The sequence below is a fragment of the Klebsiella sp. HN106 genome, from assembly GCF_051209435.1.
In the GTDB taxonomy this organism is placed as follows: domain Bacteria; phylum Pseudomonadota; class Gammaproteobacteria; order Enterobacterales; family Enterobacteriaceae; genus Klebsiella; species Klebsiella oxytoca.
This window is the reverse complement of the sequence record NZ_JBLURD010000001.1, coordinates 495,405-521,344: the sequence shown is the minus strand read 5'-3', so window position 1 is coordinate 521,344 and position 25,940 is coordinate 495,405. Positions and strand designations below refer to the sequence as shown.

At 57.0% G+C, this 25,940-nt stretch carries 27 protein-coding genes; 14 read left to right on the top strand and 13 right to left on the bottom strand.

The window, feature by feature from the left end:
- Window positions 1–42: 42 nt before the first annotated feature.
- Window positions 43–1,236 carry an efflux MFS transporter YdeE gene (gene ydeE / locus ACSIPU_RS02415; protein WP_024274233.1) on the bottom strand — a complete coding sequence of 398 codons (1,194 nt, stop codon included), beginning with the start codon at window positions 1,234–1,236 and terminating at the stop codon, window positions 43–45.
- A gap of 193 nt (window positions 1,237–1,429) precedes the next feature.
- On the opposite strand from ydeE, the gene eamA reads away from it, so the two are divergent.
- Window positions 1,430–2,329 (top strand): O-acetylserine/cysteine exporter, encoded by a 900-nt coding sequence (eamA, locus tag ACSIPU_RS02410; protein ID WP_024274232.1) that lies wholly within the window; start codon window positions 1,430–1,432, stop codon window positions 2,327–2,329.
- 32 nt (window positions 2,330–2,361) lie between these two features.
- Here the strand turns inward: eamA and marB are convergent, their stop codons facing one another.
- From marB to marR, 3 genes are read right to left on the bottom strand one after another with little or no spacing between them, the layout of a single operon-like run.
- Window positions 2,362–2,580: a multiple antibiotic resistance protein MarB gene (gene marB, locus ACSIPU_RS02405; RefSeq protein ID WP_004102353.1), complete on the bottom strand. Its 219-nt coding sequence runs from the start codon at window positions 2,578–2,580 to the stop codon at window positions 2,362–2,364.
- 31 nt (window positions 2,581–2,611) lie between these two features.
- On the bottom strand, window positions 2,612–2,992 hold the full coding sequence (gene marA / locus ACSIPU_RS02400) for an MDR efflux pump AcrAB transcriptional activator MarA (RefSeq protein ID WP_004102351.1): 381 nt from the start codon (window positions 2,990–2,992) through the stop codon (window positions 2,612–2,614).
- A gap of 17 nt (window positions 2,993–3,009) precedes the next feature.
- Window positions 3,010–3,444 (bottom strand): multiple antibiotic resistance transcriptional regulator MarR, encoded by a 435-nt coding sequence (gene marR / locus ACSIPU_RS02395; RefSeq protein ID WP_004102349.1) that lies wholly within the window; start codon window positions 3,442–3,444, stop codon window positions 3,010–3,012.
- Window positions 3,445–3,704: 260 nt separating this feature from the next.
- Between marR and ACSIPU_RS02390 the strand changes: the two genes are divergently transcribed.
- On the top strand, window positions 3,705–4,373 hold the full coding sequence (locus ACSIPU_RS02390; protein ID WP_004102348.1) for a MarC family NAAT transporter: 669 nt from the start codon (window positions 3,705–3,707) through the stop codon (window positions 4,371–4,373).
- 72 nt (window positions 4,374–4,445) lie between these two features.
- Here the strand turns inward: ACSIPU_RS02390 and ACSIPU_RS02385 are convergent, their stop codons facing one another.
- Complete coding sequence (locus ACSIPU_RS02385; protein WP_023321061.1) at window positions 4,446–5,645, bottom strand: sugar transporter; 1,200 nt, start codon at window positions 5,643–5,645, stop codon at window positions 4,446–4,448.
- Between the two features lie 205 nt (window positions 5,646–5,850).
- On the opposite strand from ACSIPU_RS02385, the gene ACSIPU_RS02380 reads away from it, so the two are divergent.
- Both ACSIPU_RS02380 and ACSIPU_RS02375 read left to right on the top strand, forming a co-directional pair.
- Window positions 5,851–6,642 carry a PhzF family phenazine biosynthesis protein gene (locus ACSIPU_RS02380; RefSeq protein ID WP_004102346.1) on the top strand — a complete coding sequence of 264 codons (792 nt, stop codon included), beginning with the start codon at window positions 5,851–5,853 and terminating at the stop codon, window positions 6,640–6,642.
- A gap of 9 nt (window positions 6,643–6,651) precedes the next feature.
- Window positions 6,652–7,467 carry a PhzF family phenazine biosynthesis protein gene (locus ACSIPU_RS02375; protein ID WP_024274231.1) on the top strand — a complete coding sequence of 272 codons (816 nt, stop codon included), beginning with the start codon at window positions 6,652–6,654 and terminating at the stop codon, window positions 7,465–7,467.
- A 125-nt stretch (window positions 7,468–7,592) separates the two neighbouring features.
- Here the strand turns inward: ACSIPU_RS02375 and ACSIPU_RS02370 are convergent, their stop codons facing one another.
- From ACSIPU_RS02370 to ACSIPU_RS02345, 6 genes are all read right to left on the bottom strand, one after another.
- Window positions 7,593–8,873, bottom strand: a complete 1,281-nt coding sequence (locus tag ACSIPU_RS02370) for an SLC13 family permease (protein WP_004113290.1) — start codon at window positions 8,871–8,873, stop codon at window positions 7,593–7,595.
- Window positions 8,874–8,892: 19 nt separating this feature from the next.
- The gene (locus ACSIPU_RS02365; RefSeq protein ID WP_004102341.1) at window positions 8,893–9,363 is read right to left on the bottom strand and encodes a YhcH/YjgK/YiaL family protein; all 471 of its coding nucleotides are present in this window, start codon (window positions 9,361–9,363) and stop codon (window positions 8,893–8,895) included.
- Window positions 9,360–10,532, bottom strand: a complete 1,173-nt coding sequence (locus ACSIPU_RS02360) for a sialidase family protein (protein WP_004102339.1) — start codon at window positions 10,530–10,532, stop codon at window positions 9,360–9,362. Before ACSIPU_RS02360 ends, ACSIPU_RS02365 begins: the two co-directional genes overlap by 4 nt.
- Window positions 10,533–10,561: 29 nt before the next feature.
- Window positions 10,562–11,323 carry a TerC family protein gene (locus ACSIPU_RS02355; protein ID WP_004113287.1) on the bottom strand — a complete coding sequence of 254 codons (762 nt, stop codon included), beginning with the start codon at window positions 11,321–11,323 and terminating at the stop codon, window positions 10,562–10,564.
- Window positions 11,324–11,435: 112 nt separating this feature from the next.
- Window positions 11,436–12,320, bottom strand: a complete 885-nt coding sequence (locus tag ACSIPU_RS02350; RefSeq protein ID WP_004102335.1) for a dihydrodipicolinate synthase family protein — start codon at window positions 12,318–12,320, stop codon at window positions 11,436–11,438.
- Between the two features lie 18 nt (window positions 12,321–12,338).
- Window positions 12,339–13,484 (bottom strand): iron-containing alcohol dehydrogenase, encoded by a 1,146-nt coding sequence (locus ACSIPU_RS02345; protein ID WP_004102333.1) that lies wholly within the window; start codon window positions 13,482–13,484, stop codon window positions 12,339–12,341.
- A 176-nt stretch (window positions 13,485–13,660) separates the two neighbouring features.
- Here ACSIPU_RS02345 and dtnK point away from each other — a divergent pair, with 176 nt between their 5' ends.
- From dtnK to ACSIPU_RS02330, 3 genes are read left to right on the top strand one after another with little or no spacing between them, the layout of a single operon-like run.
- Window positions 13,661–14,899: a D-threonate kinase gene (gene dtnK / locus ACSIPU_RS02340; protein WP_004102331.1), complete on the top strand. Its 1,239-nt coding sequence runs from the start codon at window positions 13,661–13,663 to the stop codon at window positions 14,897–14,899.
- Window positions 14,892–15,878, top strand: a complete 987-nt coding sequence (locus tag ACSIPU_RS02335; protein WP_004102329.1) for a D-threonate 4-phosphate dehydrogenase — start codon at window positions 14,892–14,894, stop codon at window positions 15,876–15,878. Before dtnK ends, ACSIPU_RS02335 begins: the two co-directional genes overlap by 8 nt.
- 1 nt (window position 15,879) lies before the next feature.
- On the top strand, window positions 15,880–16,641 hold the full coding sequence (locus ACSIPU_RS02330; RefSeq protein ID WP_004102327.1) for a DeoR/GlpR family DNA-binding transcription regulator: 762 nt from the start codon (window positions 15,880–15,882) through the stop codon (window positions 16,639–16,641).
- Between the two features lie 13 nt (window positions 16,642–16,654).
- Here the strand turns inward: ACSIPU_RS02330 and ACSIPU_RS02325 are convergent, their stop codons facing one another.
- Window positions 16,655–17,599 (bottom strand): L-lactate dehydrogenase, encoded by a 945-nt coding sequence (locus ACSIPU_RS02325; RefSeq protein ID WP_004102319.1) that lies wholly within the window; start codon window positions 17,597–17,599, stop codon window positions 16,655–16,657.
- Between the two features lie 144 nt (window positions 17,600–17,743).
- Here ACSIPU_RS02325 and ACSIPU_RS02320 point away from each other — a divergent pair, with 144 nt between their 5' ends.
- Window positions 17,744–18,226 carry a GNAT family N-acetyltransferase gene (locus tag ACSIPU_RS02320; protein WP_004102318.1) on the top strand — a complete coding sequence of 161 codons (483 nt, stop codon included), beginning with the start codon at window positions 17,744–17,746 and terminating at the stop codon, window positions 18,224–18,226.
- Here the strand turns inward: ACSIPU_RS02320 and ptrR are convergent.
- Window positions 18,180–19,058 (bottom strand): putrescine utilization regulator PtrR, encoded by an 879-nt coding sequence (ptrR, locus tag ACSIPU_RS02315; RefSeq protein WP_004102317.1) that lies wholly within the window; start codon window positions 19,056–19,058, stop codon window positions 18,180–18,182. The two genes, ACSIPU_RS02320 and ptrR, sit on opposite strands and share 47 nt — an antisense overlap.
- 105 nt (window positions 19,059–19,163) lie before the next feature.
- On the opposite strand from ptrR, the gene sad reads away from it, so the two are divergent.
- The 6 genes from sad (at window position 19,164) to ACSIPU_RS02285 (ending at window position 25,934) form a co-directional block, all read left to right on the top strand.
- A complete protein-coding gene (sad, locus tag ACSIPU_RS02310; protein WP_004102316.1) occupies window positions 19,164–20,549 on the top strand; it encodes a succinate-semialdehyde dehydrogenase in 1,386 nt (461 codons plus the stop codon).
- Between the two features lie 201 nt (window positions 20,550–20,750).
- A complete protein-coding gene (gene glsB, locus ACSIPU_RS02305) occupies window positions 20,751–21,677 on the top strand; it encodes a glutaminase B (protein WP_004102315.1) in 927 nt (308 codons plus the stop codon).
- Complete coding sequence (locus ACSIPU_RS02300; RefSeq protein WP_004102313.1) at window positions 21,677–22,051, top strand: DUF4186 domain-containing protein; 375 nt, start codon at window positions 21,677–21,679, stop codon at window positions 22,049–22,051. Before glsB ends, ACSIPU_RS02300 begins: the two co-directional genes overlap by 1 nt.
- Before the next feature lie 107 nt (window positions 22,052–22,158).
- Window positions 22,159–23,571 carry a GGDEF domain-containing protein gene (locus ACSIPU_RS02295; RefSeq protein WP_004102312.1) on the top strand — a complete coding sequence of 471 codons (1,413 nt, stop codon included), beginning with the start codon at window positions 22,159–22,161 and terminating at the stop codon, window positions 23,569–23,571.
- 91 nt (window positions 23,572–23,662) lie between these two features.
- A complete protein-coding gene (locus tag ACSIPU_RS02290; RefSeq protein WP_004102310.1) occupies window positions 23,663–24,190 on the top strand; it encodes a GNAT family N-acetyltransferase in 528 nt (175 codons plus the stop codon).
- 292 nt (window positions 24,191–24,482) lie between these two features.
- Entirely contained in the window at window positions 24,483–25,934 is a 1,452-nt protein-coding gene (locus tag ACSIPU_RS02285) for a tagaturonate reductase (protein ID WP_004102307.1), read from the top strand.
- Window positions 25,935–25,940 lie beyond the last annotated feature (6 nt).

Below are 25,940 nucleotides of genomic sequence, written 5' to 3'. Positions count from 1 at the left end.
CAGGGGGGCGACAGCAACCTGACAGCCGCACGGCGCCTGGGCTCAGGCGCGGGCGACCGCACTACCGTTCCACGGGCGTACGTTCATCCCACGGAAAATCATCAGCCAGGCGGCAATAATAGCGAACATCAATATTGCAAACAGCGACCAGTGCGGCAGATGGGTCAGAATTGTCCCGGTCAGCATCGGGTTAAAAGCCGCTCCCAGCCAGCCCAGCGACTGGGCGGAAAAGTAGCTGGCCTTCATGCCCGGCGGAGCAATGTTATCGATCAGCATATATTCACCCGGCGCGTAGATCACTTCACCGAGCGTAAAGACGGCGGCAGAGAGGCCCCACAGCAGCAGGCTATTATCGGAAATAACAAAACCGCCCAGTCCGAGTACAAAACAGACCGTACCAAAGGTCATCAGCGGGCGAATATTACGCGCGGTGAGGCGACGGCCGACCGCGTACTGCAGCGCCACCACGACGGCGGCGTTGACCGGCAGTACCACGGCAACCACTTTTTCAGCAAAATCGCTGTCCGCTACCACCAGCACATACTGGGAAATACAGGAAGCGAAAGAGCCGCCGACGAATGACGCCAGCAGGCCGGAGAGCGTAAACCACAGTAGCGCACGATCGCGCAGCAGCACCGAAGGCGACCACTGGACCGCATTATCCTCAGCAATCGCGGCGCTGGTGCGCTGGACAAACAGCTGAATAAACACCAGCGGCAGCGCGGCGCAGCCCGCTGCCAGCCAGAACGGCAGGTTAATGCTGTACATCACCAGCAGAGTGCCGATCGGCGGTCCAACGGTCCAGCCAATATTAAGAAAGGTGTAGTTAAGAGAAAAAATCTGCGCCTTCTTTTCCGGCGACAGCACGTCGGCGAACCACGCTTTCAGGACGGTGGAGAATACCGAGTAGGCGCAGTTAATCAGCGCGAAGAAAAACACTACCAGCGCGACGCTATTGACCAGCGGAATAGCGATGAAACCGCCAATAAACGCCAGCACGGCGAGAGTCATATAGCGCTTTTTATCGAACTTATCGGCGAGAATGCCAAACCCCATGCTGAACAGTACCCCGACGATCAGCGCGCTCGACAGCGCATAGCCGATTTTATCCACTTCCAGCTGGTACTGCCGGGTGAGGTAGATCGTCATAAAAGGTAACGTTGCGCCGCGGCCAATCGTTAACAGCAACGACGAAGCCAGCAGCGCCGCCGTTGAGCGCCTGAGTGTCGGTATCATTTTTTCCTTGCCTGAAGTGATGTTATTTTTGTTGTCCCGATCACAAATAGCATGCTAACCGACGCTTGTATAGTTCCCATCGGTGATGAAAAGCACGCCAGCGACCTACCGAAAATAATGATCTAGGCGGCGGACGAATTATTCTGTAGTTTGATTTTGTTCACAAAAAATCCAATAACAACCGAGGCAGGGTATGACGCGAAAAGACGGGCTGCTGGCATTACTGGTGGTGGTGGTATGGGGGCTGAATTTCGTGGTGATTAAGCTGGGGCTGCATAATATGCCGCCGCTGATGCTTGCCGGGCTGCGTTTTTTGCTGGTGGCTTTCCCGGCGCTGCTCTTCGTCGCGCGGCCAAAAATTCCGCTCACTCTGCTGCTGGGCTACGGTCTGACTATTAGCTTTGGCCAGTTTGCGTTTCTGTTCTGCGCGATTAGCCTCGGTATGCCTGCCGGGCTGGCCTCGCTGGTGCTGCAGGCGCAGGCCTTTTTTACCATTATTCTTGGCGCGTTTATCTTCGGCGAGCGTTTGCAGGCGAAACAGCTGGCAGGTATCGCACTGGCGATTTTCGGCGTCCTGGTGCTGGTCGAGGCCAGCCTCGGCGGACAGCATGTTCCGCTGGTGGGCTTTTTGCTGACCCTGGCGGCGGCGCTGAGCTGGGCCTGCGGCAACATCTTCAATAAAAAAATCATGTCCCATGCGAGCCGGCCGCCGATTATGTCTTTAGTCGTGTGGAGCGCGCTGATCCCGGTGCTGCCTTTTATGCTGGCCTCCTGGCTTCTCGATGGTCCGCAGATCATGGCGGCAAGCCTGTTGCATATCGATGGGGTAACGATTCTGTCGCTACTGTATCTGGCGTTTGTTGCGACGATTGTCGGCTATGGGATCTGGGGTTCGCTGCTCGGTCGCTATGAGACCTGGCGCGTAGCGCCGCTGTCGCTGCTGGTGCCGGTGGTGGGAATGGCCAGCGCCGCCTTGCTGCTCGGCGAAACGCTGAATAGCCTGCAACTGCTGGGGGCCGTGCTCATTATGGCCGGGCTGTATATCAACGTTTTCGGCCTGCGGATCGTGCGTCCTGGAATGGCGAGAGGATAAAAAAAAGCCCCGGTGACGGGGCTAAAGGGATTTTACAGGCCTTGCTGGTTGTAATAGGGTACGCCCAGTTCATCTGATTTATCACTGCCCGAAGCCATGTGATTGAAATCAAAAGGCGAATCATTATGCTCGGAAGGAATAATCATCGCATCCCGGTTGTTGTGGCGAACCGGAGTGGTGGTCTGCTCCGCATAACTCTGGCTGGAGACCAGCGCCAATAGCACGATGGCGGCGGAAGCGAATAGTTTCATGATTTCCTCAATACGTCTTTTTTGCAGGCGGTTAACAACAGTTGTTCAACGGGAGCAGGTAGCGCGACTCGCCCGGCACGTTAGTAATACGATACTGGTGCGGCGGAACATCGAAATAGTTTTTGAAAGTCCGCGTCAGCGTTTGCTGCGACTCAAAGCCATAGCGCTCGGCCAGGTATAAGATAGGCTCGTTGCTCTGCTTCAGCTTCTGCGCAATCTCGGTCAGCTTACGGCTGCGGATATATTGTCCCAGCGAGTGACCGGTCTCTTTCTTGAACATTCTTTGCAGGTGCCACTTGGAGTAACCTGAGCGCTCTGAAACCTTCTCCAGCGACAGGGGCGATTCCAGGTTATCCTCGATCCACGACAAAATACTATGGATAGTGATGGCGTCGTTATTGCGTCTGGACATCATCTTACCTCTTCTTATTACGACAGAACTTTTTTGAGCAGGCACTCAAGAGTGGCCACTTCATCCGTCGACAGATTTTTTGTTAGTTCCTGGTGCAATTTCTGACCCACAACCTGATGACACTGCTCACAAAGGGCTGCGCCGTCTGGCGTTAGCTGCACCAGTACGCCACGCTTGTCAGTCGGGTTGGGTAACCGTTCAATCCAGCCTTTACAGACCAGGCGGTCAAGCATGCGCGTCATGGCGCCCGGATCGACGGAAAGGACGGTTTTCAGCTCAACGGGGGTAATACACACTTCGCAACGAATGGAACAGAGCACCCGAAACTGGGTGGACGTAATATCCATCGGTGAGAGGTAGTCGTTGAGCAGGCGATCTTTTTTCTGGTTAACCATCTGGATCAAGCGTCCGAGGGGGATCATTTCGTTAAACAGGTCGCTTGTACTTTTCACGATGGTTGCCCAGGCAATGACTTAGTTGCGGGAGATATTATTGCCTAGGCAAATATAAGTCAACCTGATGAATAAGCCGATGCCACGATTTGCTAAAACGGATAGTTGTGATGCAGGTCACTCTATTTGGCGCGGTTGTCTTATGATTTATTGCATGATGGATACATTCTGCCGGGAACTCGCGCTACTCTGACAACCGACGCTATACTCGGCGCGCGTCATTTTTTGATAATCCAATATTTACAGGACTTTAACTCACTATGATGGATCTTTTTAAAGCGATAGGCCTGGGACTGGTTGTGATCCTACCGCTGGCAAACCCGCTGACTACCGTGGCGCTGTTCCTTGGCCTGGCCGGAAACATGAATAACGCCGAGCGTAACCGGCAGTCGCTGATGGCCTCGGTCTACGTGTTCGCTATCCTGATGGTCGCGTGGTACGCCGGGCAGGTGGTGATGAACACCTTTGGCATATCGATTCCCGGACTGCGTATCGCCGGGGGGCTGATTGTCGCCTTTATCGGCTTCCGGATGCTGTTTCCGCAGCAAAAGGCCCATGATTCGATGGAAGCTAAGCTCAAATCGGAAGAGCTCGAAGATGAACCGACGGCCAATATTGCCTTCGTTCCCCTGGCGATGCCGAGCACCGCAGGGCCGGGGACGATCGCGATGATTATCAGCTCGGCGTCGACGGTGAAGCACGGCGCAAACTTCCCGGAGTGGGTTGTGCTGGCGGCGCCGCCGATTACTTTTGCGCTAGTCGGCATTATTCTGTGGGGCTGCCTGCGCAGCTCCGGAGCGATTATGCGTCTGGTCGGGAAGGGCGGTATCGAGGCGATTTCCCGCCTGATGGGCTTCCTGCTGGTCTGTATGGGCGTGCAATTCATCATCAACGGCGTGTTGGAGATTATTTCGACCTATCACGCCTGACGACTTTGCATCGACAGGAAAAATAAAAAAGCCTGCCGTTTTGCAACCGGCAGGCTTTTTTTAGTCGAACGATCAGGAGTGATGCGGCTGATGGTCGTCCAGCGAGATCGGCCAGCGGCGGAAAATCATCACCGCCCACATTAACGCGACGACGGCCGGGATCGCGCCGACATAGCCAATCGACGCCATCGACAGATGGGTACTGACCTGACTGCCCACCAGCGCGCCAGCGCCGATGCCGATATTAAAGATCCCCGAAAACAGCGACATCGCCACGTCGGTTGCATCCGGCGCCAGCGCCAGCACTTTAACCTGCATACCAAGCCCGATAATCATGATCGCCACGCCCCAGAAGACGCTCAGCAGCATCAGGTGGTTAGCGTTGTGCGAGGCGGGCAGCAGCAGTAGCAGACACGCCAGCAGCAGGCCAATCGCCGCATTGATTAATCCGGAAGCATGCAGGTTGCCGAGCTTACCAAACAGAATGCTGCCGACGATACCCGCGCCGCCCAGCGTCAGCAGCAGCACGGTCGCGAAGTTGCCGCTCAGGCCGGCGACCGTCTGAACGAACGGTTCAATATAGCTATAGGCGGTATAGTGCGCGGTCACCACAATCACCGTCAGTAAATAAATACTCAGCAGCGCAGGGCGGCGGAACAGCACCGGTAGGCTTTTCAGCGAACCTGAATGCTCGCTCGGCAGCCTGGGCAGCAGCTTGATCAGGCATACCATGGTGATCAGCGCTCCCAGGCCAATAACCAGGAAGGTGGTGCGCCAGCCAAAGTACTGCCCGACGATACGGCCGATCGGGATACCGAAAACCATCGCCAACGCGGTACCGGTAGCAATCAGGCTCAGCGCCTGCGCCCGTTTACCGGCTGGCGCCATACGAATCGCCAGCGCTGAAGTAATCGACCAGAATACCGCGTGGGCAAAAGCGATACCGATACGGCTGATCACCAGCACGTTAAAGTTCCATGCCAGGAACGACAGCACGTGGCTGGCGATAAACAGAATAAACAGGCCAACCAGCAGACGACGGCGCTCCATCTTGCTGGTCAACAGCATAAAGGGCAGCGACATCAGCGCGACGACCCAGGCGTAGATCGTCAGCATAATCCCCACCTGCGCCGTTTCCATGCCGAAGCTGTCAGCAATGTCCGACAGCAGGCCAACGGGCGCAAATTCGGTGGTATTAAAAATAAATGCCGCAATCGCAAGCGTGACTACGCGCAGCCACGCGACCTTGCGTGAAACCGTATTTGTCATCATAAGTTCAGGGCTGGTTACAAAGAGGAAAGAAGTGGCACGATCTTAAAACGATCGCTGCCTAAAACACAACCATTTTGTGATCTGAGTCTCATTTTTGTTTGAAGGAAATACCTGAACCTAACGGATTAATTTTCTTATAAAAGGTGTGCAATTATCCCGTTTATGTCATGTTATCGATAAGTAAAGAAGATGAAGGGACCGAACGATGCAGGAAATTAATTTTTATCTGGTCGATGCGTTCAGCGACCATAGCTTTGGCGGCAACGCAGCGGCGGTTTGCCCGCTCACCGAATGGCTGCCGGACGAAACGTTGCTGAAAATGGCGCAACAGCATAATCAGTCGGAGACGGCGTTTTTCGTCCGCACCGATGAAGGATACGAGCTGCGCTGGTTTACCACGCTGGATGAGATCAACCTTTGCGGCCATGCGACGCTGGCGGCATCGCACGTGATTTTTGAATATTTCGATCACCCGTCATCAACGATTGTCTTTAGCACCCGTTTTGTTGGCGAGCTTCGCGTCACGCGCAGCGGCGACTGGCTGACCCTGGATTTCCCGGCCTGGGCGACGACCGCCGTTGAGCAGCCGCCTGCGGAACTGCTGGCCGGGCTCGGACTGCGCGAAGCGCAGGAGATACGCGTGGCGCGCGATTATCTGGTGATTCTGGCCAACCGCCAGCAGGTGGAAGCCGTGCGCCCGGATATGCAGAGACTCCAGCGCCTCGGTAAAATGATCTGTATCAGCGCGGCGGATGAAGAGTATGACTTTGTCAGTCGTTTCTTCTGCCCGGGCGAGGCGGTGGCGGAAGATCCGGTGACCGGTTCGACCCACAGCATGCTGATTCCCTACTGGGGCGAAAAGCTCGGCAAAACGGAGATGCAGGCGCGGCAGGTTTCGGCCCGCGGCGGCGATCTGCGCTGCCAGTGGCGGGGCGAGCGGGTTCTGATCGGCGGTCAGGCGACGACCTATTTAATCGGCACGATTACGCTGCGTTAAGGAGGCCGGGTGAAGGAAATCCCTTTTTATCTGGTGGCGGCTTTCAGCGACCAGCCTTTTGCCGGCAATCCGGCGGCGGTATGCCTGCTTAAAGAGTGGCTGCCGGATGCGCTGCTGCTCAACATGGCGCAGCAGCACAACCAGTCGGAAACCGCGTTCGTGGTGCCAGAAAGCGATGGTTTTGCGCTTCGCTGGTTTACCACCCGCAACGAGGTCAATCTCTGCGGCCACGCTACGCTTGCCAGCGCGCACGTGATATTTCATCACCTGGATTATCCTGACGCGGTCATTCACTTCGCGACCGCTTCCGGTCGCCTGACCGTGAGCCGTGAAGGCGAGTGGCTGACGCTGGATTTCCCGGCGGGAGAAACGCAGGAGGGTGAGCCGCCCGCCGCGATGCTCTCCGCGCTGGGTATTGATAGCTATCTGCACGCGCGTAAGGGACGCGCATGGCTTATCGAGCTGGCCTCTCGCGACCTGCTAGAAGCCCTGCGGCCGAATATTACCGCGATGATCCCGGGTGAGCATAAAGTTACCGTTACCGCCGCAGGCAGCGGCGAATATGACTTCGTCAGCCGCTTTTTCTCCCCGGGAGAAGCGGTGTGGGAAGATCCGGTAACCGGTTCTGCGCATACCATGTTGATCCCCTACTGGCGTGCGAAGCTGGGCAAAACCCGGATGCTGGCGCGGCAGGTTTCCGCGCGCGGCGGTGATATTCGCTGCGAGCTAAAGGGCGAGCGGGTATTAATGAGCGGCCAGGCGGTAACCTATTTAAATGGCGTAATCACGCTACGTGAAATAACGTCAGGCGAGTACGAAAAATAAAAAGGGATCGGCAATAAACCTGCCGATCCCTTATCCATCCCCGCGTGTTGGGCAAACGTCTCCTGCGTACTCCACGAAAAACCAGAGCCACTATCGGGTCAGACCAGAACAGATTGAAGAGAAAACTACATCGGGAATATCACAATCGCGCCGACGCACAGTGCCAGAATCCGTATTAAGTACATCGGCACCGAGAATATCCAGAATTCCGGTAATTTATATTTCCCCATTCCCAGAATCATTGCCGGCATACCGTCAATCGGCATATAGCCACCGTTCCAGCCAGAAATGACCACCGCAATCGCGGCTGCGGTAGGGTTGAGGCCGAGGCTGGTACAGGCGGCGATCGCGATCGGCGCGAAGATATACACCGAGCCCATGTTCGACCCGGTAAAGGTTGAGCAGGTGCTGGTCAGTAGCGCAAAGATAAAAATAAACACGAAGGGCGATACGTTTGCGCCGAGCACGCCCGCCACCGCATCGCCGACCATTGCCGTGAAGCCCGTGCCTGCCAGCGCATCGGCAACGCCGATCACCCCAGCCATCATCAGGATAACCGGCGCGCCCATATGATCGCGAACCTCTTTGAAGTCGACAACGTTAATCATCATCACGAAGGCGGCGGCGAGACCCGGTACGACATAGGCGATATTGCCTAACTGATTCATCAGCATCATACCCACGACGCTGAACGCAAAGGCGCCAACGGTGCAATACTCTTTCCACGCGGGCAGCACCACGGCTTCCTCTTCGCGTACCGCCATCGCTTCCTCGGAGGCATCGGCGATCGGGTGATCGGGTAAAAAGCGATACGCAACCAGGCACCAGGCCAAAAAGGCCAGCGACATCACCAGATTGACCAGAGCAAATTTCACCATTGAAATCTCCTCGTTGAAACCGGCGGTTTGCAGTACCGTGGCGGTGACGCCAAACAGCAGCGCGACGTTAACCGGGAACAGAGGATGATTGGTGGCGAATCCCAGCGGCATCATCAGCTTTGAGGTCGGCAGCTTCTTGCTGTAGGGGATGGTCGAAACCAGTGACAGAATCAGCACGTAGTAGCCGGTTGAACCGGTACCCGCCAGGCTGGCGCCAATCATGACAATCACCAGTAGCAGCGCGTAGCTTTTATAGCTGCCTTTATTTACCAGATTAACCATCGCCGATTTTACGTTACCGATCAGCCGCGTTTTCTGCAGCGCCGCCATCACCACCATAAAGCCGGCGATCATAATGACGCTTGAGTTAACAAACCCGGCAAAGGCCTGCTGAACGTTGGAGAGCCCTGTCACAACCAATAGCAGACAGGCGAGCAGCGGCGGTGCGCCAAACGCCATTTTGTCTGACATAATAAGAACTATCATTAGCACCAGAATGCCCAGCGCCAGAATCATTTCCATTGTCATTGTTATTTCTCCTTCTTATTTACCCTTCCAGCATGTCGCTCGGCACTTTAAATACGGCTTTGCGTACCGTTGACGGCACGTCTACCGCGCACAGCGCCTGATGGGGTTCGCCGGGCAGAAATATCGCAAAATCACCGGGATACAGGGTGATGGATACCGGCAACGGGCTATCGCGGGCGATAAACAGATCCGGTTTGCGCTCTTCATCGCTATCCTGCGCGACGCAGAGCATTCCGGCGTTAATCACCTCGCAGCCCGCCAGCATCACCTGAATATCGGCCCACTGATGGTGATATTCGGTGTGCCGCTGGGCGGTCGGCTGGGTATGCGCTTCGCCGATATTGCAATACCAGCGACAGTTTTCCGGCTGCCAGCGGCCGTCCGGCCTGCCGCTCAGCGCCGCTAGCGTGGCTTGCGGAAGGGAGAGGATCTGCCGCAGCGCCGGGGGAAGCCCTGCCAGCGGCAGGGCGTTAAGGTTGCCGACGATCATCGTGCGGACTCCTTCACCCACTCGGGCGAAACGTGCACGTATTTAATCGCCTGGCGGAACCAGGTGTAGGCAATGTGCAGCGTGCCGTCCGCCCCTTGTTTGATACTCGGGTAGGAGAACTCGCGATTGCGCTTATCCAGCGAGTTATTGGTCATGCAGTAGCCGTCGCCTTCATCGAGGTTGCGCTGCCATGGCCAGGTTTTACCGCCGTCGGCGGAGATGGCTACGGTCATCGGCGCGCGCGGCGCTCCCCAGAAGGCCGAACGCCCGCTGGTCACTTCCGGCTCTTTACGGCTGTTATCGCCATCGTCGATTTCGTCGTAAAGCGATGCCCGGCGTTCCCGCGCGCCGGCGGCGCTCATGTGGTTAAAGACCAGCGCCAGTTCGCCGCTGGCGAGGGTAGTCACCTGAATAGATGAGTTGTTATTGGGCAGTTCAGTCGGTTCCGGCACTGACCAGCTTTCGCCGTTATCGACGGACTGACTGTAGTAGATATTGTCGGCCCAACGGCTGCGGAACAGCGCAACCAGCGTGCCGCCCGGCAGCGCGGTGATGTTCATATGTACGCAGCCCAGGCTTTGCGGGACTTCGACGTCGCGCCAGGTTTTGCCGCAATCGGAGGAGATTTTGACGGCGCTGATATCGTCGTTGCCAACCCATTTTTCACCCGGTTGAGTGCGGCAGTAGAAGACCGGCAGCAGCCAGTTGCCGTTGTCGAGGACGGTGATCGGCTGGCGAATAAAGGTGCCGGGCTTATCGAGCAGGGTGGCAATCTCGCCCCAGGTTTGACCCAGATCCGTTGACTGGCGATAGCGCACGATGGCGGTATCCTGGTTGCCGGAGATCTGCGCGGTCCACAGCAGCCATAGCACGTTATCCGGCGCCAGAAACAGCACCGGGTTTTGCTCGGAACGGCTGGCGTCATCAGACAATTTGACCGCATCGCTCCACTGGCGGCTCCCGGGCAGCAGACGCGATCCCCAAACGGAGATGTCGGCAACGCCTTCCTGGGTACCGCCGAACCAGACGCACATCAGGGAGCCGTCCGGCAGCGGCAGCAGGTTTGCCGCATGGTTTTGCGGGCAGGATGACGGTAACATCGCGGTTTCGAGCCGCGCGTCCTGTTCATGCTGATTAATGATTCCGTCACGAATTGCGGTTACAGACATATTCATACTCCGTTATTTTCAGTAGGGTTTTATTTGTTTAGCTGTAATGAGTCGTAAGCTTCTGCGGGCTGCGAAGCCTTAATGATTTTTTTATTACGAATAATATTGAGCGTTTCCACCGCCAGCGAAAAGAAAATGGCAAAATAGAGATAACCTTTTGCAATGTGTATCTCCAGACTATCCGCGACCAATAATATCCCCACCAGCAACAAAAAGGTTAAAGCGAGCATTTTCATCGTTGGCGTGTTATTGACAAAATCGCCAATGGTCTTTGCCGCGAACATCATAATGCCAACAGCAATAATGACTGCCGTAATCATAATGAAAATATGTTGCGACAAACCGACTGCGGTAATAACTGAATCCAGGCTAAAGACAATATCCAGCAGCATAATCTGGACAACCGCGCCCGCCAGCGAAAGCTGACGCTGGCCGCCGCCGTGCGACTCTTCTTCCAGCTGCAGTTCACCGCGTATCTCCTGCAGTGACTTGTAAATAAGGAAACAACCACCGACAAATAAAATGATGGTGCGCACCGATACGACAAAATGCGCAATAGTAAACAGCGGCACCGTTATATGCGCCAGCCAGGCAATAGATACCAGCAATAGCACGCGCATAACCATTGCGCCGCTTAATCCCAACTTACGCGCAACATTTTGTTGATGCGGTGGCAGTTTGGCTACTACCAGCGAGAGAAAGATAATATTATCGACCCCGAGAATAATCTCCAGAAAGGTGAGCGTTACCAGCGTCAACCATATTTCAGGGTCAAGCATCCATATAAACATTGAAACATCCCTTACGTTACGTAAGACGTTATATACAAAATATTAAATATTCCCGGCACTGATTTTTTGTTTACACCAGTGCCGGAAATTTAATTAACTATTTCCGCTATCGTCAGGAAATATATTTGGCAATAATGTGATTAATTTCCGCGCACTGCGCCGAGGTGAAGCTCACCGCGTAGCGACTGTCGCCAACATCGTGGCCCATCAGCTGCAGCGCTTTTTTTACCGCCGCCGGCGAGAACGCAACTTTATAAAGATCGGTGCGCAGACCGGTGACGCTCTCCTGAGCCTGGCGGGAGCCCTCAACATTGCCCGCTTTAAAATTTGCCCAGATGGCGTTGATCTCTTTTGGCGCGACGTTCGCCAGCCCGGAAATACAGGCGGAGCAGCCATCAACAAAACCCTGGTGTATCAGCGAATCAGGGCCGTTCAGCACGTCAAAATCGGCGATATCCCGGACCGCATCGAGGAAACCCTTCAGGCTTTCGTAGCTGCCGGCGCTGTCTTTGACGCCGATAATGTTCGGATGCTGCGCCAGCGCGCGCGCGGTTTGCGGTTCAATGGTGTTGCCGGTGCGCGCCGGGATGTTGTAGAGAAATACCGGTACGCTCAGGGCGTCAGCAATGGCGGTATAGTGGGCGATCAGCTCATCCTGCTTTAGCGGCACAAACCAGGGGGTAATCACGGAGACCGCGTCAACGCCCAGTTGTTCGATCTGTTGACCCAGGCGGATCGTTTCGCGAGTCGACACTTCGCCAATATGCGCCACCACCGGCGCCCGACCGGCAACTTCATCCACGCAGGCTTTAGCGACGGCGATTTTTTCCGCTTCATTCAGCACAAAGAATTCGCCGTTGGTACCGCCGCAAAAAATAGCGTTGCCCGCGGCGAGCTGGCGCTGTACCTGCTGCCTTAGCGCCGGGATATTCACGGCTCCCTCTGCGGTAAAAGGCGTGACGATGGCGGTCAGAACGCCGGTAATTGAATTGCTCATTTCATCTCTTCCCTGGTGTTATTGTGCGGGGAACAGGGTGCGGTAAACCGCTTCAACCTGATCCTGGTTAACGCTGCATGGCGCATTATTCAGTAAACGCTTGACGTTCAGCGCCGCTTCGCTCAGTTCGCTGATGCTCTCTGGCGGTACGCCCAGCGCGGCAAGGTTATCGGGCAGCTGCAGGCGTTTCACCAGCGCGGCGAGCCAGGCGACCAGCGCATGGGATTTCTCTTCTTCGCTAAGCGTCAGGTCGGTTTCAGGGAGCAGATCCCAGACCTGGGCAAATTTCGCCACCGCGTGTGGGCGCACCACCTTCATACAAGGCGCCAGCAAAATGGCGTTAGCCACGCCGTGCGGCAGGTGATATTTGCCGCCTAACGGATAGGAAAGGGCATGAACCAGATGAGTGCCCGCATGGTTAATAGCCACACCGCCATAATAAGAGGCCCATAGCATCTCCAGCTTCGCCGCCAGATTGTGCGGCTCACTCACCGATAGCTCGATGTTGCGCACCAGCTTGCGCAGGCCAATCAGCGCCGCGTTATCGCTAACCGGATTGGCAACGGTCGAAGTAAAGCACTCAATAAGATGACACAGCGCGTCAATGCCGGTAGAGGAGGCGATATGCGCGGGCATGCTGGTGGTTAATTCCGGCAGCAGGGCAACATAATCCGGCAGCAGAACCGGGGAGATAATCCCCACCTTCGTATTCTGTTCCGGGATTGCCAGGATCGCGTTCGGCGTGGCTTCGGAACCGGTGCCGGCAGTGGCGGGAATTAATAACGAGGTCACCTTTTGCTGCGGCTTTTCGCCGGCCAGCAGCGCCTCAAGCCCCGGCGAGTCGGGATGCAGCAGAACCGAGAGCAGCTTGGCCACATCCAGAACGCTACCGCCGCCAATCCCGACAATTAGCTCCGGCTGGTTAGCGCTGACGAGGCGCAGAATTTGCGTCATATCATGCTGGCTTGGCTCTGCGGGTACGGAATCAACGATCTGAACCTGACGCCCTTCGTCTTCCAGAAGCGTACGGATCTGCCGTGCGGCATCGAGTTTGCCAACGTTGGCATCGGTGACCAGCAAAATGCGCTGTTTGCCGGTCAGCAGCGGTAGCAGGGCGGTAAACGCGCCCGCGCCGCTAATCAGGGTGCTGTTAATGGTTGCCACTTCTTTCTCCTGTCTTATGGATGATTAAACTTAATCATCTATTGTTCGGGTCACTCACATTGTGGGATGAAGTTATAATTTATAGCGAGATTTAATAACTTGAGCTTGCTCACATTTAATCAATTGTGATTGAATATAATCATTATCAATTTCGAACAGCTTGAAAAGGGAACATGATGGGCAGCGGCGATAACAAGGTGCTGGTTCTGGCGGATGACTTTACCGGCGCAAATGACGCGGGAGTCAGCCTGGCGGAGACGGGGATGCGGGCGGAAGTGGCGTTTAGCGCCAGCTACCAGGGAGAGGCGCAGGCGCTGATCCTCAATAGCGACAGCCGCGCGCAGCCCGCCGCAGAGGCGGCACGGCGCATCACGCATCTTTTACAGGCGGTGTTGCCGCGTTTTCAGCCGCGCTGGACGGTGAAAAAAATCGACTCCACGCTGCGCGGCAATCTCGGCGCCGAGCTGGAAGCAACGATGCGCGCGCTGAACTGCGCCGTAGCGGTTCTGGCGCCGGCTTTTCCGGCGGCTGGCCGGTTGACGCGCCGGGGTGTGTGCTATGTGCACGGCTCGCCGGTGAATGAAACCGAGTTCGCGACCGACCCGAAAACGCCGGTCAGCAGCGCGGATATCGCCGCCGTGGTCGCTCAACAAAGCGATTTGCTGTGCCGCGGGACAACGGTCGCCGGGCTGGCGGCAGAGCTGGAACAAACGGTTGAGACGCCGCGGGTGCTGATCGTCGATGCCGAAGAAAACCAGCAGTTGGATGCCATTATCGCCACGGTCGCTCTGTGCGAGCAGCGGGTGCTGCTGGTGGGGTCTGCGGGGCTATGCGACGCCCTGGCGCGTCGGCTGGCGACTATGCCGCACGGCCCGCTGCTGGCGGTGGTCGGTTCAATGAGCGAAATCGCGCAACAGCAGGTTGCCCGCCTTAATGAGCATCCGCGCGTCCGGCGGGTCGACATTGATGTGGCTATGGCCTTTGACGGCGATGCCGCCCTTGATGCCCGGCGTATCGTGGCGGTATTGAGCGAAAATAATCATTGCGTTATCACCACCCGACCCGATAGCGAGGCGCGAAAGGCGGTTGAAGCCTTGTGTCGTCGGCATGGGGTCGATCGCACCGCCCTTGGCGAACGCATCTGCGCATACCTGGCGCGGGTCAGCGCGCTGGCCATCGCGCAGAGCCAGCCGGGAGCGCTCTATTTATCCGGCGGCGACGTGGCGATCGCCGTGGCGCAGGCGCTGGGCGCCAGCGGATTTCATATTACAGGCCGGGTGGCGCAATGCGTGCCGTTCGGCAATTTTCTGGGTAGTAGCTGGCAGCGGCCGGTAATGACCAAGGCAGGCGGATTCGGAACGGAAACCACCCTGCTGGAGGTTGTGAATTTTATTGAGGAGAAAATGAGTGACTAACATCATTGCGGTAACGATGGGAGACCCGGCAGGCATTGGCCCGGAAATTATTATCAAATCGCTGGTTGAGGGGAAACTCAACGGCGCGCCGGTCGTGGTGGTGGGCTGCGCGCAGACGCTGCGGCGGATCCTGGCGATGGGGATAACCCCGCCCGCCGAGCTGCGTATCATTGATCGTCCGGAACAGGCGCAGTTCAGCGCGGGCACGATTAACGTTATCGACGAACCGCTGGCCGATCCGCAAGGACTACGCGCGGGGGAAGTGCAGGCGCAGGCGGGGGATTTAGCTTACCGCTGCATCAAGCGAGCGACCGCGCTGGCGATGGCGGGTGAGGTGTTTGCGATCGCTACCGCGCCGCTCAATAAAGAAGCGCTGCATCTGGCCGGGCACAACTTCCCGGGACATACCGAAATGCTCGCCCATCTGACGCAAACCAAAGATTTTGCGATGGTGTTATATACCGATAAGCTCAAAGTGATCCATATCTCTACCCACGTGGCGCTGCGAAAATTCCTTGATAATCTGAACCAGCCGCGAGTTGAAACGGTGATCGGCATCGCCGATAGCTTCCTGCGCCGGGTGGGTTTCACTAATCCGCGCATTGCCGTTGCCGGAGTGAACCCTCACGCCGGGGAAAACGGTCTGTTTGGCGATGAAGAGATTCGTATCGTGGGTCCGGCCGTTGAAGCGATGAAGGCCAGAGGGCTCAACGTGACCGGGCCATGCCCGCCGGACACGGTATTTATGCAGTGTCACGAAGGTCTGTTTGATATGGTGGTCGCGATGTATCACGATCAGGGGCATATTCCGCTAAAATTACTTGGATTTTATGATGGGGTAAATATTACCGCCGGACTGCCGTTTATCCGCACTTCCGCAGACCACGGCACGGCGTTTGATATTGCCTGGACAGGTAAAGCTAAGTCTGACAGCATGGCAACCTCTATTGAGCTCGCCATGCAAATCGCACAGGAATAACATGAAGGGATATAACCGGTTAGAGCAGATTATGGATTTTCTGAAGAGCCATAATCTGGTGACAGTGGACCAGCTGGTGGCGGCGACTCACGCCTCGCCGGCGACAATTCGCCGCGACCTGATTAAGCTCGATCAGGAAGGGGTCATCAGCCGTACCCACGGCGGCGTCACGCTCAACCGGTTTATTCCTTCACAGCCCACCACCCAGGAGAAGTCCCAGCGCAGTCTGCAGGAAAAATACGCCATCGCCAGCGCGGCGGCGGCGTTAGTCAAGGCCGGGGACGCCATCGTCCTCGATGCCGGAACCACGATGATCGAACTTGCCCGGCAGATAACCCACTTGCCGCTGCGGGTGATCACCAGCGATCTGCATATCGCCCTGTTTCTCTCGGAATTTAAGCAAATTGAAGTTACCATCATCGGCGGACGCATCGACGACAGCAGCCAGTCCTGCATCGGCGATCACGGACGCCGTCTGCTGCAAAATATCTGGCCCGATCTGGCGTTCGTCAGCTGCAACGGCTGGGATCTGGAGAAGGGCGTAACCTCGCCAACGGAAGAGAAAGCGGCGCTGAAGCGGGATTTAATCGCGAACGCCCGGCGGCGCATTCTGCTGGCGGACAGCTCAAAATACGGCGCCTGGTCGCTGTTTAACATCACCCATCTCGACTCGCTCACCGACATCATCACCGATAATCATCTGCCGGAAGAGACGCGTGAACTGCTGGGGCATATCCATCCCCGGCTGATCATTGCCGACTAGCCGGGAAAGCGGGTTACGGTAGGCGGGCGATATTGGCTTTAATCACTTCCACAGAGCGGCGGAACTTCTCTGCTTCATCATCGGCCAGCTGCAGCTCAATGATCTGCTGTACGCCGCTTTGGGTAAGCACCGCGGGTACGCCTGCCGCCGCGCCGGTAATGCCGTATTCGCCATCCAGAATGCACGATACCGCCAGCGCACGATGGCTGCCGGTGAAAATATGGCGGCAGATTTCGGCGATAGTCCCGGCGACGCCGTATTCGGTGCAGCCTTTACCGGCGTAAATTTCAAATCCCAGCCTGCGCACCTTTTCCGCAATCCGCTCCCGGTCGAGAATTTGACCAGTATGCTTTTGGTACACATCGCCGATGGCGGCGCCGTAAACCGCTGAGTGCGACCAGACCGGAAACTGGGTGTCGCCATGCTCGCCGAGAATAAAGGCGTCGATGCTCTGCGCGCCGATATCCAGCTCCTGAGCCAGCACTCTGCGCAGGCGCGTGGTATCCAGCCAGACGCCGGTACCCAGCACCTGGCTGCGCGGCAGACCTGAAAGCCGCCATACCTGCCAGGTGATGATGTCGCAGGGGTTGGTGGCAATCAAAAAAATACCGTTGAAACCGCCGCTCATCATTTGCGGAATGAGGCTTTTTACAATTGTCGCCGTGTTGGTCAGTTCGTCCAGTCGAGTCTGGCCCGGTTTGAGCGCGCCGCCGGAAACGGTGAGCACCGCAATATCAACATCGGCGCAGTCGCTGGCTTCCCGCGAGGAAATCGTCATCATCCCCGGCATGTAGGCCGCCGCATCGCTCAGGTCCTGGGCGTGCGCTTCGGCGCGGGCTTTATTCAGGTCCACGAGGATTAACTCCTCGCAAATATTCTGATTCAACAGGGCATAGGCCGCAGAGGCGCCGACGTTGCCTGCCCCGATAATCATGACCTTGCGCGCTTTGGTATTCATGGTTTGTTCCTGATAAATGTCGTCATGACGCAAAATTACTGCCACTTTAGGGGGAAGCGCAAGCGAGGTGTGAAGCGATAAGTTAATGCTATGGCCGCCTGCGAGACGCTCCGCGCTACAGTATGGTCAAAAAGGAGCTTCTTTATGTACACAATCACCCCAACCCCGCAAAACCACCCGGATCTGATGGCCTTAATTGCCGAACTGGACGCGTATCAGCAGACGCTCTACCCGGCTGAGAGCAACCATTTGATCGACCTGAGCGCGCTACCGGCGGAGTCGGTTATTGCGCTTCTTATTCGCGATACGCAGCGCCAGGCCGTCGGCTGCGGGGCGATCGTGCTCGGCGAAGAGGGGGTTGGCGAGATGAAAAGGGTGTTTATTCACCCGGCCCATCGCGGGCAGCAGCTGGGAGAACGACTGCTGGCCGCGCTGGAGGAAGAGGCGATAAATCGCGAATGCCATACCGTGCGCCTGGAAACGGGCATCCATCAGCACGCCGCCGTTGCGTTATATACGCGCAATGGCTACCAGACCCGTAGCGCCTTTGCGCCGTATCAGCCGGATCCGTTAAGCATCTTTATGGAGAAGATGCTGCTTGCCGATCTTCGTTCAGCAGCGCTATAAACGCGTCGAGCTGACGGGTTTTCGCCCCCCGCCGCCAGACCAGCCAGGTGGTCAGCCAGCGCCACTCTTCCGCCAGCGGCCAGGCGGAAACCTGCTGATGGCCCGGCATGCTCTCCAGCATACTGCGTGGGATCAGCGCCAGACCGGCGCCGGCAATGACGCAGGCCAGCATCCCGTGGTAGGACTCCATTTCATGGATGCGTCCCGGCGTGGCGCGATCGGCATGAAACCAGCTTTCAAAATGGCGGCGGTAGGAGCAGTTGGCGCGAAACGCATAGACGCTGGCGCCATTCACTTCACTGGCGCGCGCAATGGGCGGGTGGCCAAAGGGCGCGACGATCATCATCTCTTCGGGAAATACCGGTAACCCCTCAAGCCCTGGATGCACCAGCGGGCCGTCAACAAACGCCGCGCTCAGGTTTCCCTCCAGGACGCCGTCGATCATGGTGCCGGAAGGGCCGGTGGAGAGGGCCAGATGAATTTTGGGGTAACGTTGATTAAAGTGCGCCAGGGTTGGTGAAATGCGCACGGCGGCGGTACTTTCCAGCGAGCCGAGGGAAAACAGCCCCTGAGGTTCATCTCCGGCGACCACCATTCTCGCCTCATCTACCAGGGCGAGGATCTGCTGGCTATAGCGTAAAAAGCTATGCCCGGCGGGCGACAGGCGCAGACGCTGGTTTTCGCGAATAAACAGCTCTACGCCGAGATCCGCCTCCAGCTGGCGAATGCGCGTGGTCAGGTTCGACGGCACGCGATGCACCTTCTGCGCGGCCTGGGTAATGCTGCCGGTGCTGGCGACGGCGTTAAACATTTCAAGCTGGGTCAGGTCCATAGCATTCTTCTTTTGTGAATAGGTTGCTTAATATTATTCATTTTTAATGAAGGGTAGGGTAAGCCAGAATAAGGTCACTTCGCAATCAACACTGAGAGATTAACGATGAATGTATCTGCCACTCATGCGGTTTCCGTGAACCCGACCACAGGTGAAATCATATCGTCTCTGCCCTGGGCGAGCGAGCAAGAAGTCGATTCGGCCGTTGCCCTTGCGGAACAAGCTTATCGTCAGTGGCGCAACGTTAGCGTTGCGGAACGCGCGGCAGCGCTGCGTCATGTCGGTAACGCGATGCGCGCGCGCGGCGAAGCGCTGGCGCAAATGATTAGCCTGGAGATGGGAAAACCGATCGCTCAGGCGCGCGGGGAAGTCGCGAAATCGGCAAATCTCTGCGACTGGTATGCCGAGCACGGACCGGCGATGCTCAAAACCGAAGCGACGCTGGTTGAAGATAATAAAGCGGTCATTGAGTACCGGCCGATGGGCGCTATCCTCGCCATCATGCCGTGGAATTTCCCGGTGTGGCAGGTGCTGCGCGGCGCGGTACCGATTCTGCTGGCGGGCAACAGCTATCTACTTAAGCATGCGCCAAACGTACTGGGAAGCGCGGCGATGATCGGTGAAATCTTTGCCGCAGCCGGCGTTCCGGCCGGGGTGTTTGGCTGGGTGAATGCCACCAACGATAGCGTTTCGCAGATGATCAACGATTCGCGTATCGCCGCGGTGACCGTTACCGGCAGCGTGCGGGCCGGGAAGGCGATTGGCGCGCAGGCCGGCGCGGCGTTGAAAAAATGCGTCCTGGAGCTGGGCGGTTCGGATCCGTTTATCGTGCTCAACGATGCCGACCTCGACGAGGCGGTGAAAGCGGCGGTGATCGGCCGCTACCAGAACACCGGGCAGGTCTGCGCCGCGGCGAAGCGTTTTATCGTCGAGGCGGGCATTGCCGAGGCCTTTACGCAGAAATTTGTCGCCGCCGTCACCGCGCTCAAAATGGGCGATCCGCGCGATGAACAGAACTACATCGGGCCGATGGCGCGTTTCGATCTGCGCGATGAGCTGCATGAGCAGGTGCGCGCGACCTTAAAAGAAGGAGCGACCCTGCTGCTGGGCGCGGAAAAAATCGCCGGCGCGGGCAACTACTATGCGCCGACGGTGCTGGGCAACGTCACCGCTGAGATGACCGGCTTCCGCCAGGAGCTGTTTGGCCCGGTGGCGACAATTACCGAAGCTCGCGATGCCGACCACGCGCTGGCGCTGGCGAACGATAGCGAGTTTGGCCTTTCTGCAACGGTATATACCACCAGCGAAGCACAGGCCCAACGCTTTGCCGATGAGCTGGAGTGTGGCGGCGTGTTTATTAACGGCTACTGCGCCAGCGATGCCCGCGTGGCGTTCGGCGGCGTGAAGAAAAGCGGATTTGGCCGCGAGCTCTCCCATTTTGGTCTGCATGAATTCTGCAACGTACAGACCGTCTGGAGAGATCGCCGCTAGACTGCGGAAAAATCCCCGGGTTGCGGCTAACGCCTGACCCGGGCTACCGATTCGTGCGATTTGCCGGTTTGGTCGCCCTGACGGCCCCGCTGACGAGCGACCCTTCACCCTGGCGATGCAGGAGCAACAAAGAGGCTGTTTCTTCGCGCCAGGTGCGCCTATAATTACCGCCCGAATTTTGATGTTGGCAAGGAGCCGCGCGTGGCGACGGTAATTAATAACGCAATGCTCGATGCCATTCTGGCTGAAGTCAGGCCGCTGATTGGCCGCGGTAAAGTGGCGGACTATATTCCTGCCCTGGCCAGGGTCAGCGGCGATAAGCTCGGCGTGGCAATCTGTACGGTGGACGGTCAGCACTGCAGCGCCGGTGACGCCCACGAGCGTTTCTCGATTCAATCTATCTCCAAAGTCCTCAGTCTGGTGGTGGCGATGAACCACTATCAGGAAGAGGAGATCTGGCAGCGGGTGGGTAAAGATCCCTCCGGCCAGCCTTTTAATTCGCTGTTGCAGCTGGAAATTGAGCAAGGCAAACCGCGTAACCCGTTTATTAACGCCGGGGCGCTGGTGGTCTGCGATATGCTGCAAAGCCGTCTTAGCGCGCCCCGTCAGCGGATGCTGGAAATCGTGCGGCGCCTGAGCGGGGTGAGCGATATTGCCTACGATCCGGTGGTCGCCCGCTCGGAGTTCGATCATTCGGCGCGTAATGCCGCCATTGCCTGGCTAATGAAATCCTTCGGCAACTTTCACAACGATGTTGCCACGGTACTGCAAAACTATTTTCACTACTGTTCGCTGGAGATGAGCTGCGTAGAGCTGGCGCGTACCTTTCTGTTCCTTGCCGACCGGGGTATCGCCCCGCATCTTGCGACGCCGGTTATCGCCCCCATTCAGTCGCGGCAGGTCAACGCTTTGATGATGACCAGCGGCATGTACCAGAACGCCGGTGAGTTTGCCTGGCGCGTCGGTTTACCGGCGAAATCCGGCGTCGGCGGCGGGATTGTGGCCATCGTTCCGCAGGAGATGGCGATTGCGGTCTGGAGCCCCGAGCTCGATGACGCCGGGAACTCGCTGGCCGGGATCGCTTTACTGGAAAAACTGACGCAAAAACTGGGGAGGTCGGTATTTTGATGGTGCCCATAGAAAATCTGTTCGCCCGCCTGCAGCGCTCCACTTTTCGCTCCCGCTTTCGCCTCGGCGTAAAGGAACGGCAGTATTGCTATGATAAGGGGGCGGAAGTTATCGACCAGCACGCGGCTGATTTTATCGCCAGGCGCCTGGCTCCGGCGCAAATTCCTAACGATGGCAAACAGACTCCGATGCGCGGACACCCGGTATTCATCGCCCAGCACGCCACCGCGACCTGCTGTCGCGGCTGCCTGGAAAAGTGGCACGCTATCCCTCGGGGGCGGGGCCTCAGCGAGGCGGAACAGCGCTACGTGGTGCAGGTGATTCACCACTGGCTGGTGATCCAGATGAACTCGCCGGACCGCGGCAGAGCATAATTCATCGGGCGTCGGTATATGCCTGATAATTATTCTCATGATATGATGAACCGCTAACTAATTATTAACATAATAATTGCCTGAAACAATTAGACGGATAATCATGAATGTCTCCACTGTCGATTCGGTCATTCACGCTGTTTCGTGAGGAACAACCCGTGCGTGATGCGCTGGTGTTGTTCACTTTAACGCTACTCCTGCATTTCTTTGGCGCGATGCTGCGTCTGGTACAAGAACTGTCGTTTTTCTGGCCGCTGAATGCGGTAATGGCGGGGATTTTTGCGCGTTATATCTGGCTAAATCGCAGTTATTTTTACGCCATCTGTTTTGCCGCCATGCTGGTATATGACGGTTTAACCTCGCGCTGGGGGATGGGCTTCGCCTCCTTCCTGATCAACTTCTCCAATCTCGTTTTTATTGTCACTCTGGCGCAGCTCATTTTATGGGACAAGCGCCGGACGGACTCGATGCCGGGACCGATTAACGCGCTTAGCCTGTTTTGCTACTGCCTGCTGGCGGCGCTGCTCTGCGCCGCCGTGGGCGCGCTGGGGTCGGTAGATGTCGAGCGCGCAACGTTTATCCCGCAGCTGGCGGACTGGTTTAGCGAACAGTTCTCAACCGCCGTGCTGATCCTGCCGTTTATCTTGACCCTCACGCTCCCTTCGGCGTTCGGGCGTTTTCGCCTGCGCCAGCTGCTGCCGGCGATTGCGCTGGTGCTGTCGATTGTGCTCGGCGTAGCGGTTGGCGGCGCCGGGAGCATCACCTTCCCGTTACCGGCGCTGATCTGGTGCGCTATTCGCTACCCGCTGCCGCTGACCTGTCTGCTGACCTTTATTACCGGCATTAGCGAAATTCTGCTGGTGGCGAACTCGCTTATCCACCTTTCGCCCGATAGCCGGATGCAGCCGTGGCAGCTGTTTTCGACGCGTCTGGGGATCGCTGCGATGCTGATAAGCCCCGTTATCGTCGCTTCCAGCGTTGAGGCGATTAACAATCTGGTCAAACAGCTGGCCCTGCGTGCCGACTTTGACTTCCAGACTCGGGTCTATTCCCGCTCTGGGTTAAGCGAAGCGCTGAAGCGCCAGCCGATCGCGGAAAATACGCTGCTAACGGTGATGGTGCTGGATATCGACGGCTTCAAGCAGGTCAACGATCGCTGGGGACATGAATGCGGCGACTGTATGCTGGCCCAGTTTGCGCAGCAGGTGCGGCAGCTGGTGGGAGAAGAGGGCATGGTCGCGCGTATCGGCGGGGAAGAGTTTGCCGTCGCAGCGCTGACCTCATCCGGTCAGGAAGCGCAGCTGCTGGCAGAAAAAATTCGCCAGGGTATTGAAACGCAAACCTTCACCTGGGGTCAGAGCAAAATCCAGCTGACCATCAGCATGGGGCTCGAGAGCCAGCCGCTTGGCGCCGCCAGAATTCCGGATCTGTTCAACCAGCTGCTGATGGCTGCCGACGATTATATGATTCAGGCGAAAAATGCCGGGCGCAATCGTATTTTCACGCAAAAGATGGCCTGAATCCTACGATAAGAAAATACGATGATAGATTCACTTGTGTTAAATATAAGTTAAAAAATATAGTGATGTGGTCAATTTCAAGGAGTTACCGATGACCACATCCTTTTCTCTGCGCACGCTGTCGCGTGACGATATTCTCGAACATCTTCCTGAATTAACCGATATCCTCGTCAGCTGCGTCAACGGCGGGGCCTCGGTGAGCTTTATGCTGCCTTTCGCCCCTGAAACCGCGACGGCGTTCTGGCTGCGAATGGCGCAGAGCGTGGCAGCCGGGGAGCGGGTCGTCATCGCCGCGGCGGATGAGCAGCAGCGGCTCGTTGGTACGGTGCAGCTCATTATCGACCAGCCGGAAAACCAACCGCACCGCGCCGACGTCGCTAAACTTCTGGTTCACCAAAATGCGCGTCGCCTGGGTCTGGCGAATGCGCTGATGGCCAGGCTGGAAGCGATCGCGCGCGAGCAGGGCAAGAGCGTTCTGGTGCTGGATACGGCGACCGGCAGCGGAGCCGAGAATTTTTACGTGCAATGCGGTTGGGAAAAGGCCGGGGAAATTCCTCGCTATGCGCTGATGCCGGACGGCGATCTGACGGCGACATCGCTGTTCTATAAACTTTTGTAATCTCATCATATACTGCAACCTGCCTCATTCACACGCCCCGGCAGCTGAGTTGATAAGCCGCCGGGGCTTGTCTCCCTCGCCGCGTTACCCGGCCACGTCCTCGCTCCGACTATTGCCCGACTAAGCGCTGTACAAACGGTTCACCGTTTTGTCGTGCAGAGAGAAATATTTCGGCGACAAATTTGATATTGCATACAGCTTTGATCAAAACGGGGTTTCACCTGGCTAAAAACCTGATAACTTATTGGACCAATTACTCAGGTTGTATGACTACTCTATGAGGGAACCCATTGTGAAAACACTAAACCGTCGCGATTTCCCGGGCGCGCAGTACCCTGAACGTATCATTCAGTTTGGCGAAGGCAACTTCCTGCGCGCGTTTATCGACTGGCAGATCGATCTGCTGAACGAGCATACCGACCTGAATTCCGGCGTGGTGATCGTGCGTCCGATTGAGAGCGCATTCCCGCCGTCTCTCAGCATCCAGGACGGCCTCTATACCACGATTGTTCGCGGCCTGAATGAGAAGGGCGAAGCGGTGAGCGATGCGCGTCTGATTCGATCGGTAAATCGTGAAATCAGCGCCTATGCCGATTATGAGGAGCTGCTGCGTCTGGCGCATAATCCGGATATGCGCTTTGTGTTTTCCAATACCACTGAGGCCGGGATCAGCTACCACGCCGGCGACCGCTTTGACGATGCGCCAGCGGTAAGCTATCCGGCAAAATTGACTCGCCTGCTGTTTGAACGCTACAGCCACTTCTCCGGCGCGGCGGATAAAGGTTGGGTGATCATTCCCTGCGAGCTGATTGATTACAACGGCGAGGCGCTGCGTGAACTGGTGCTGCGCTATGCCCAGGAGTGGGCGCTGCCGGAAGCGTTTATCACCTGGCTGGATGAGGCGAACGCCTTCTGTTCTACGCTCGTAGACCGTATCGTGACCGGCTATCCGCGTGATGAAGCCGCGCAGATTGAAGAACAGCTGGGGTATAAAGACGGTTTCCTCGATACCGCTGAACATTTCTACCTGTTTGTTATTCAGGGGCCGAAGTCCCTGGCCGCAGAGCTGCGTCTGGATAAGCTGCCGCTTAACGTCCTGATCGTGGACGATATTAAGCCGTATAAAGAGCGTAAAGTGGCGATTCTTAACGGCGCGCACACCGCGCTGGTGCCGGTCGCCTTCCAGGCGGGTCTCGATACCGTGGGCGAGGCGATGAACGATAAGGAAATCTGCGCTTTCGTTGAGAAAGCGATTTACCAGGAGATCATTCCTGTTCTCGACCTGCCGCGCGATGAGCTGGAGTCTTTCGCCAGTGCGGTCACTGGCCGTTTCCGCAACCCGTATATTAAGCATCAGCTGTTGTCTATCGCGCTTAATGGCATGACCAAATACCGCACCCGCATTCTGCCGCAGCTGTTGGCGGCGCAGAAGAAAGAGGGCAAGCTCCCGTCGCGCCTGACCTTCGCACTGGCAGCGCTGATCGCGTTTTATCGCGGCGAACGTAACGGTGAGAGCTATCCGGTTCAGGATGATGCTGAATGGATGGAGCGCTACAAGGCGCTATGGGCCCAGCATCGGGATGCGCAAATCACCACCGGCGAGCTGGTAAAAGCCGTACTGTCCGTTGAATCCCACTGGGAGCAGGACCTGAGCAAAGTTTCAGGCCTGGTCGAGCAGGTGACGCAGGATCTGGATGCGATTCTGCGCGACGGCATGCGCGCCGCCGTTCAGCCGCTGTGCTGATATAGC

What these genes read in the sequence shown, in the direction of transcription:
- ACSIPU_RS02350 (WP_004102335.1), bottom strand. Translation starts at nt 12,320, where the DNA reads ATGAGCAATTCAATTACCGGCGTTCTGACCGCCATCGTCACGCCTTTT.
- ACSIPU_RS02300 (WP_004102313.1), top strand. Translation starts at nt 21,677, where the DNA reads ATGGTGCCCATAGAAAATCTGTTCGCCCGCCTGCAGCGCTCCACTTTT.
- ACSIPU_RS02295 (WP_004102312.1), top strand. Translation starts at nt 22,159, where the DNA reads ATGTCTCCACTGTCGATTCGGTCATTCACGCTGTTTCGTGAGGAACAA.
- ACSIPU_RS02290 (WP_004102310.1), top strand. Translation starts at nt 23,663, where the DNA reads ATGACCACATCCTTTTCTCTGCGCACGCTGTCGCGTGACGATATTCTC.
- ACSIPU_RS02380 (WP_004102346.1), top strand. Translation starts at nt 5,851, where the DNA reads ATGCAGGAAATTAATTTTTATCTGGTCGATGCGTTCAGCGACCATAGC.
- eamA (WP_024274232.1), top strand. Translation starts at nt 1,430, where the DNA reads ATGACGCGAAAAGACGGGCTGCTGGCATTACTGGTGGTGGTGGTATGG.
- ACSIPU_RS02365 (WP_004102341.1), bottom strand. Translation starts at nt 9,363, where the DNA reads ATGATCGTCGGCAACCTTAACGCCCTGCCGCTGGCAGGGCTTCCCCCG.
- ACSIPU_RS02390 (WP_004102348.1), top strand. Translation starts at nt 3,705, where the DNA reads ATGATGGATCTTTTTAAAGCGATAGGCCTGGGACTGGTTGTGATCCTA.
- ACSIPU_RS02330 (WP_004102327.1), top strand. Translation starts at nt 15,880, where the DNA reads ATGAAGGGATATAACCGGTTAGAGCAGATTATGGATTTTCTGAAGAGC.
- sad (WP_004102316.1), top strand. Translation starts at nt 19,164, where the DNA reads ATGAATGTATCTGCCACTCATGCGGTTTCCGTGAACCCGACCACAGGT.
- dtnK (WP_004102331.1), top strand. Translation starts at nt 13,661, where the DNA reads ATGGGCAGCGGCGATAACAAGGTGCTGGTTCTGGCGGATGACTTTACC.
- ACSIPU_RS02325 (WP_004102319.1), bottom strand. Translation starts at nt 17,599, where the DNA reads ATGAATACCAAAGCGCGCAAGGTCATGATTATCGGGGCAGGCAACGTC.
- ptrR (WP_004102317.1), bottom strand. Translation starts at nt 19,058, where the DNA reads ATGGACCTGACCCAGCTTGAAATGTTTAACGCCGTCGCCAGCACCGGC.
- ydeE (WP_024274233.1), bottom strand. Translation starts at nt 1,236, where the DNA reads ATGATACCGACACTCAGGCGCTCAACGGCGGCGCTGCTGGCTTCGTCG.
- ACSIPU_RS02370 (WP_004113290.1), bottom strand. Translation starts at nt 8,873, where the DNA reads ATGACAATGGAAATGATTCTGGCGCTGGGCATTCTGGTGCTAATGATA.
- ACSIPU_RS02385 (WP_023321061.1), bottom strand. Translation starts at nt 5,645, where the DNA reads ATGATGACAAATACGGTTTCACGCAAGGTCGCGTGGCTGCGCGTAGTC.
- ACSIPU_RS02320 (WP_004102318.1), top strand. Translation starts at nt 17,744, where the DNA reads ATGTACACAATCACCCCAACCCCGCAAAACCACCCGGATCTGATGGCC.
- ACSIPU_RS02360 (WP_004102339.1), bottom strand. Translation starts at nt 10,532, where the DNA reads ATGTCTGTAACCGCAATTCGTGACGGAATCATTAATCAGCATGAACAG.
- ACSIPU_RS02355 (WP_004113287.1), bottom strand. Translation starts at nt 11,323, where the DNA reads ATGTTTATATGGATGCTTGACCCTGAAATATGGTTGACGCTGGTAACG.
- marB (WP_004102353.1), bottom strand. Translation starts at nt 2,580, where the DNA reads ATGAAACTATTCGCTTCCGCCGCCATCGTGCTATTGGCGCTGGTCTCC.
- marA (WP_004102351.1), bottom strand. Translation starts at nt 2,992, where the DNA reads ATGTCCAGACGCAATAACGACGCCATCACTATCCATAGTATTTTGTCG.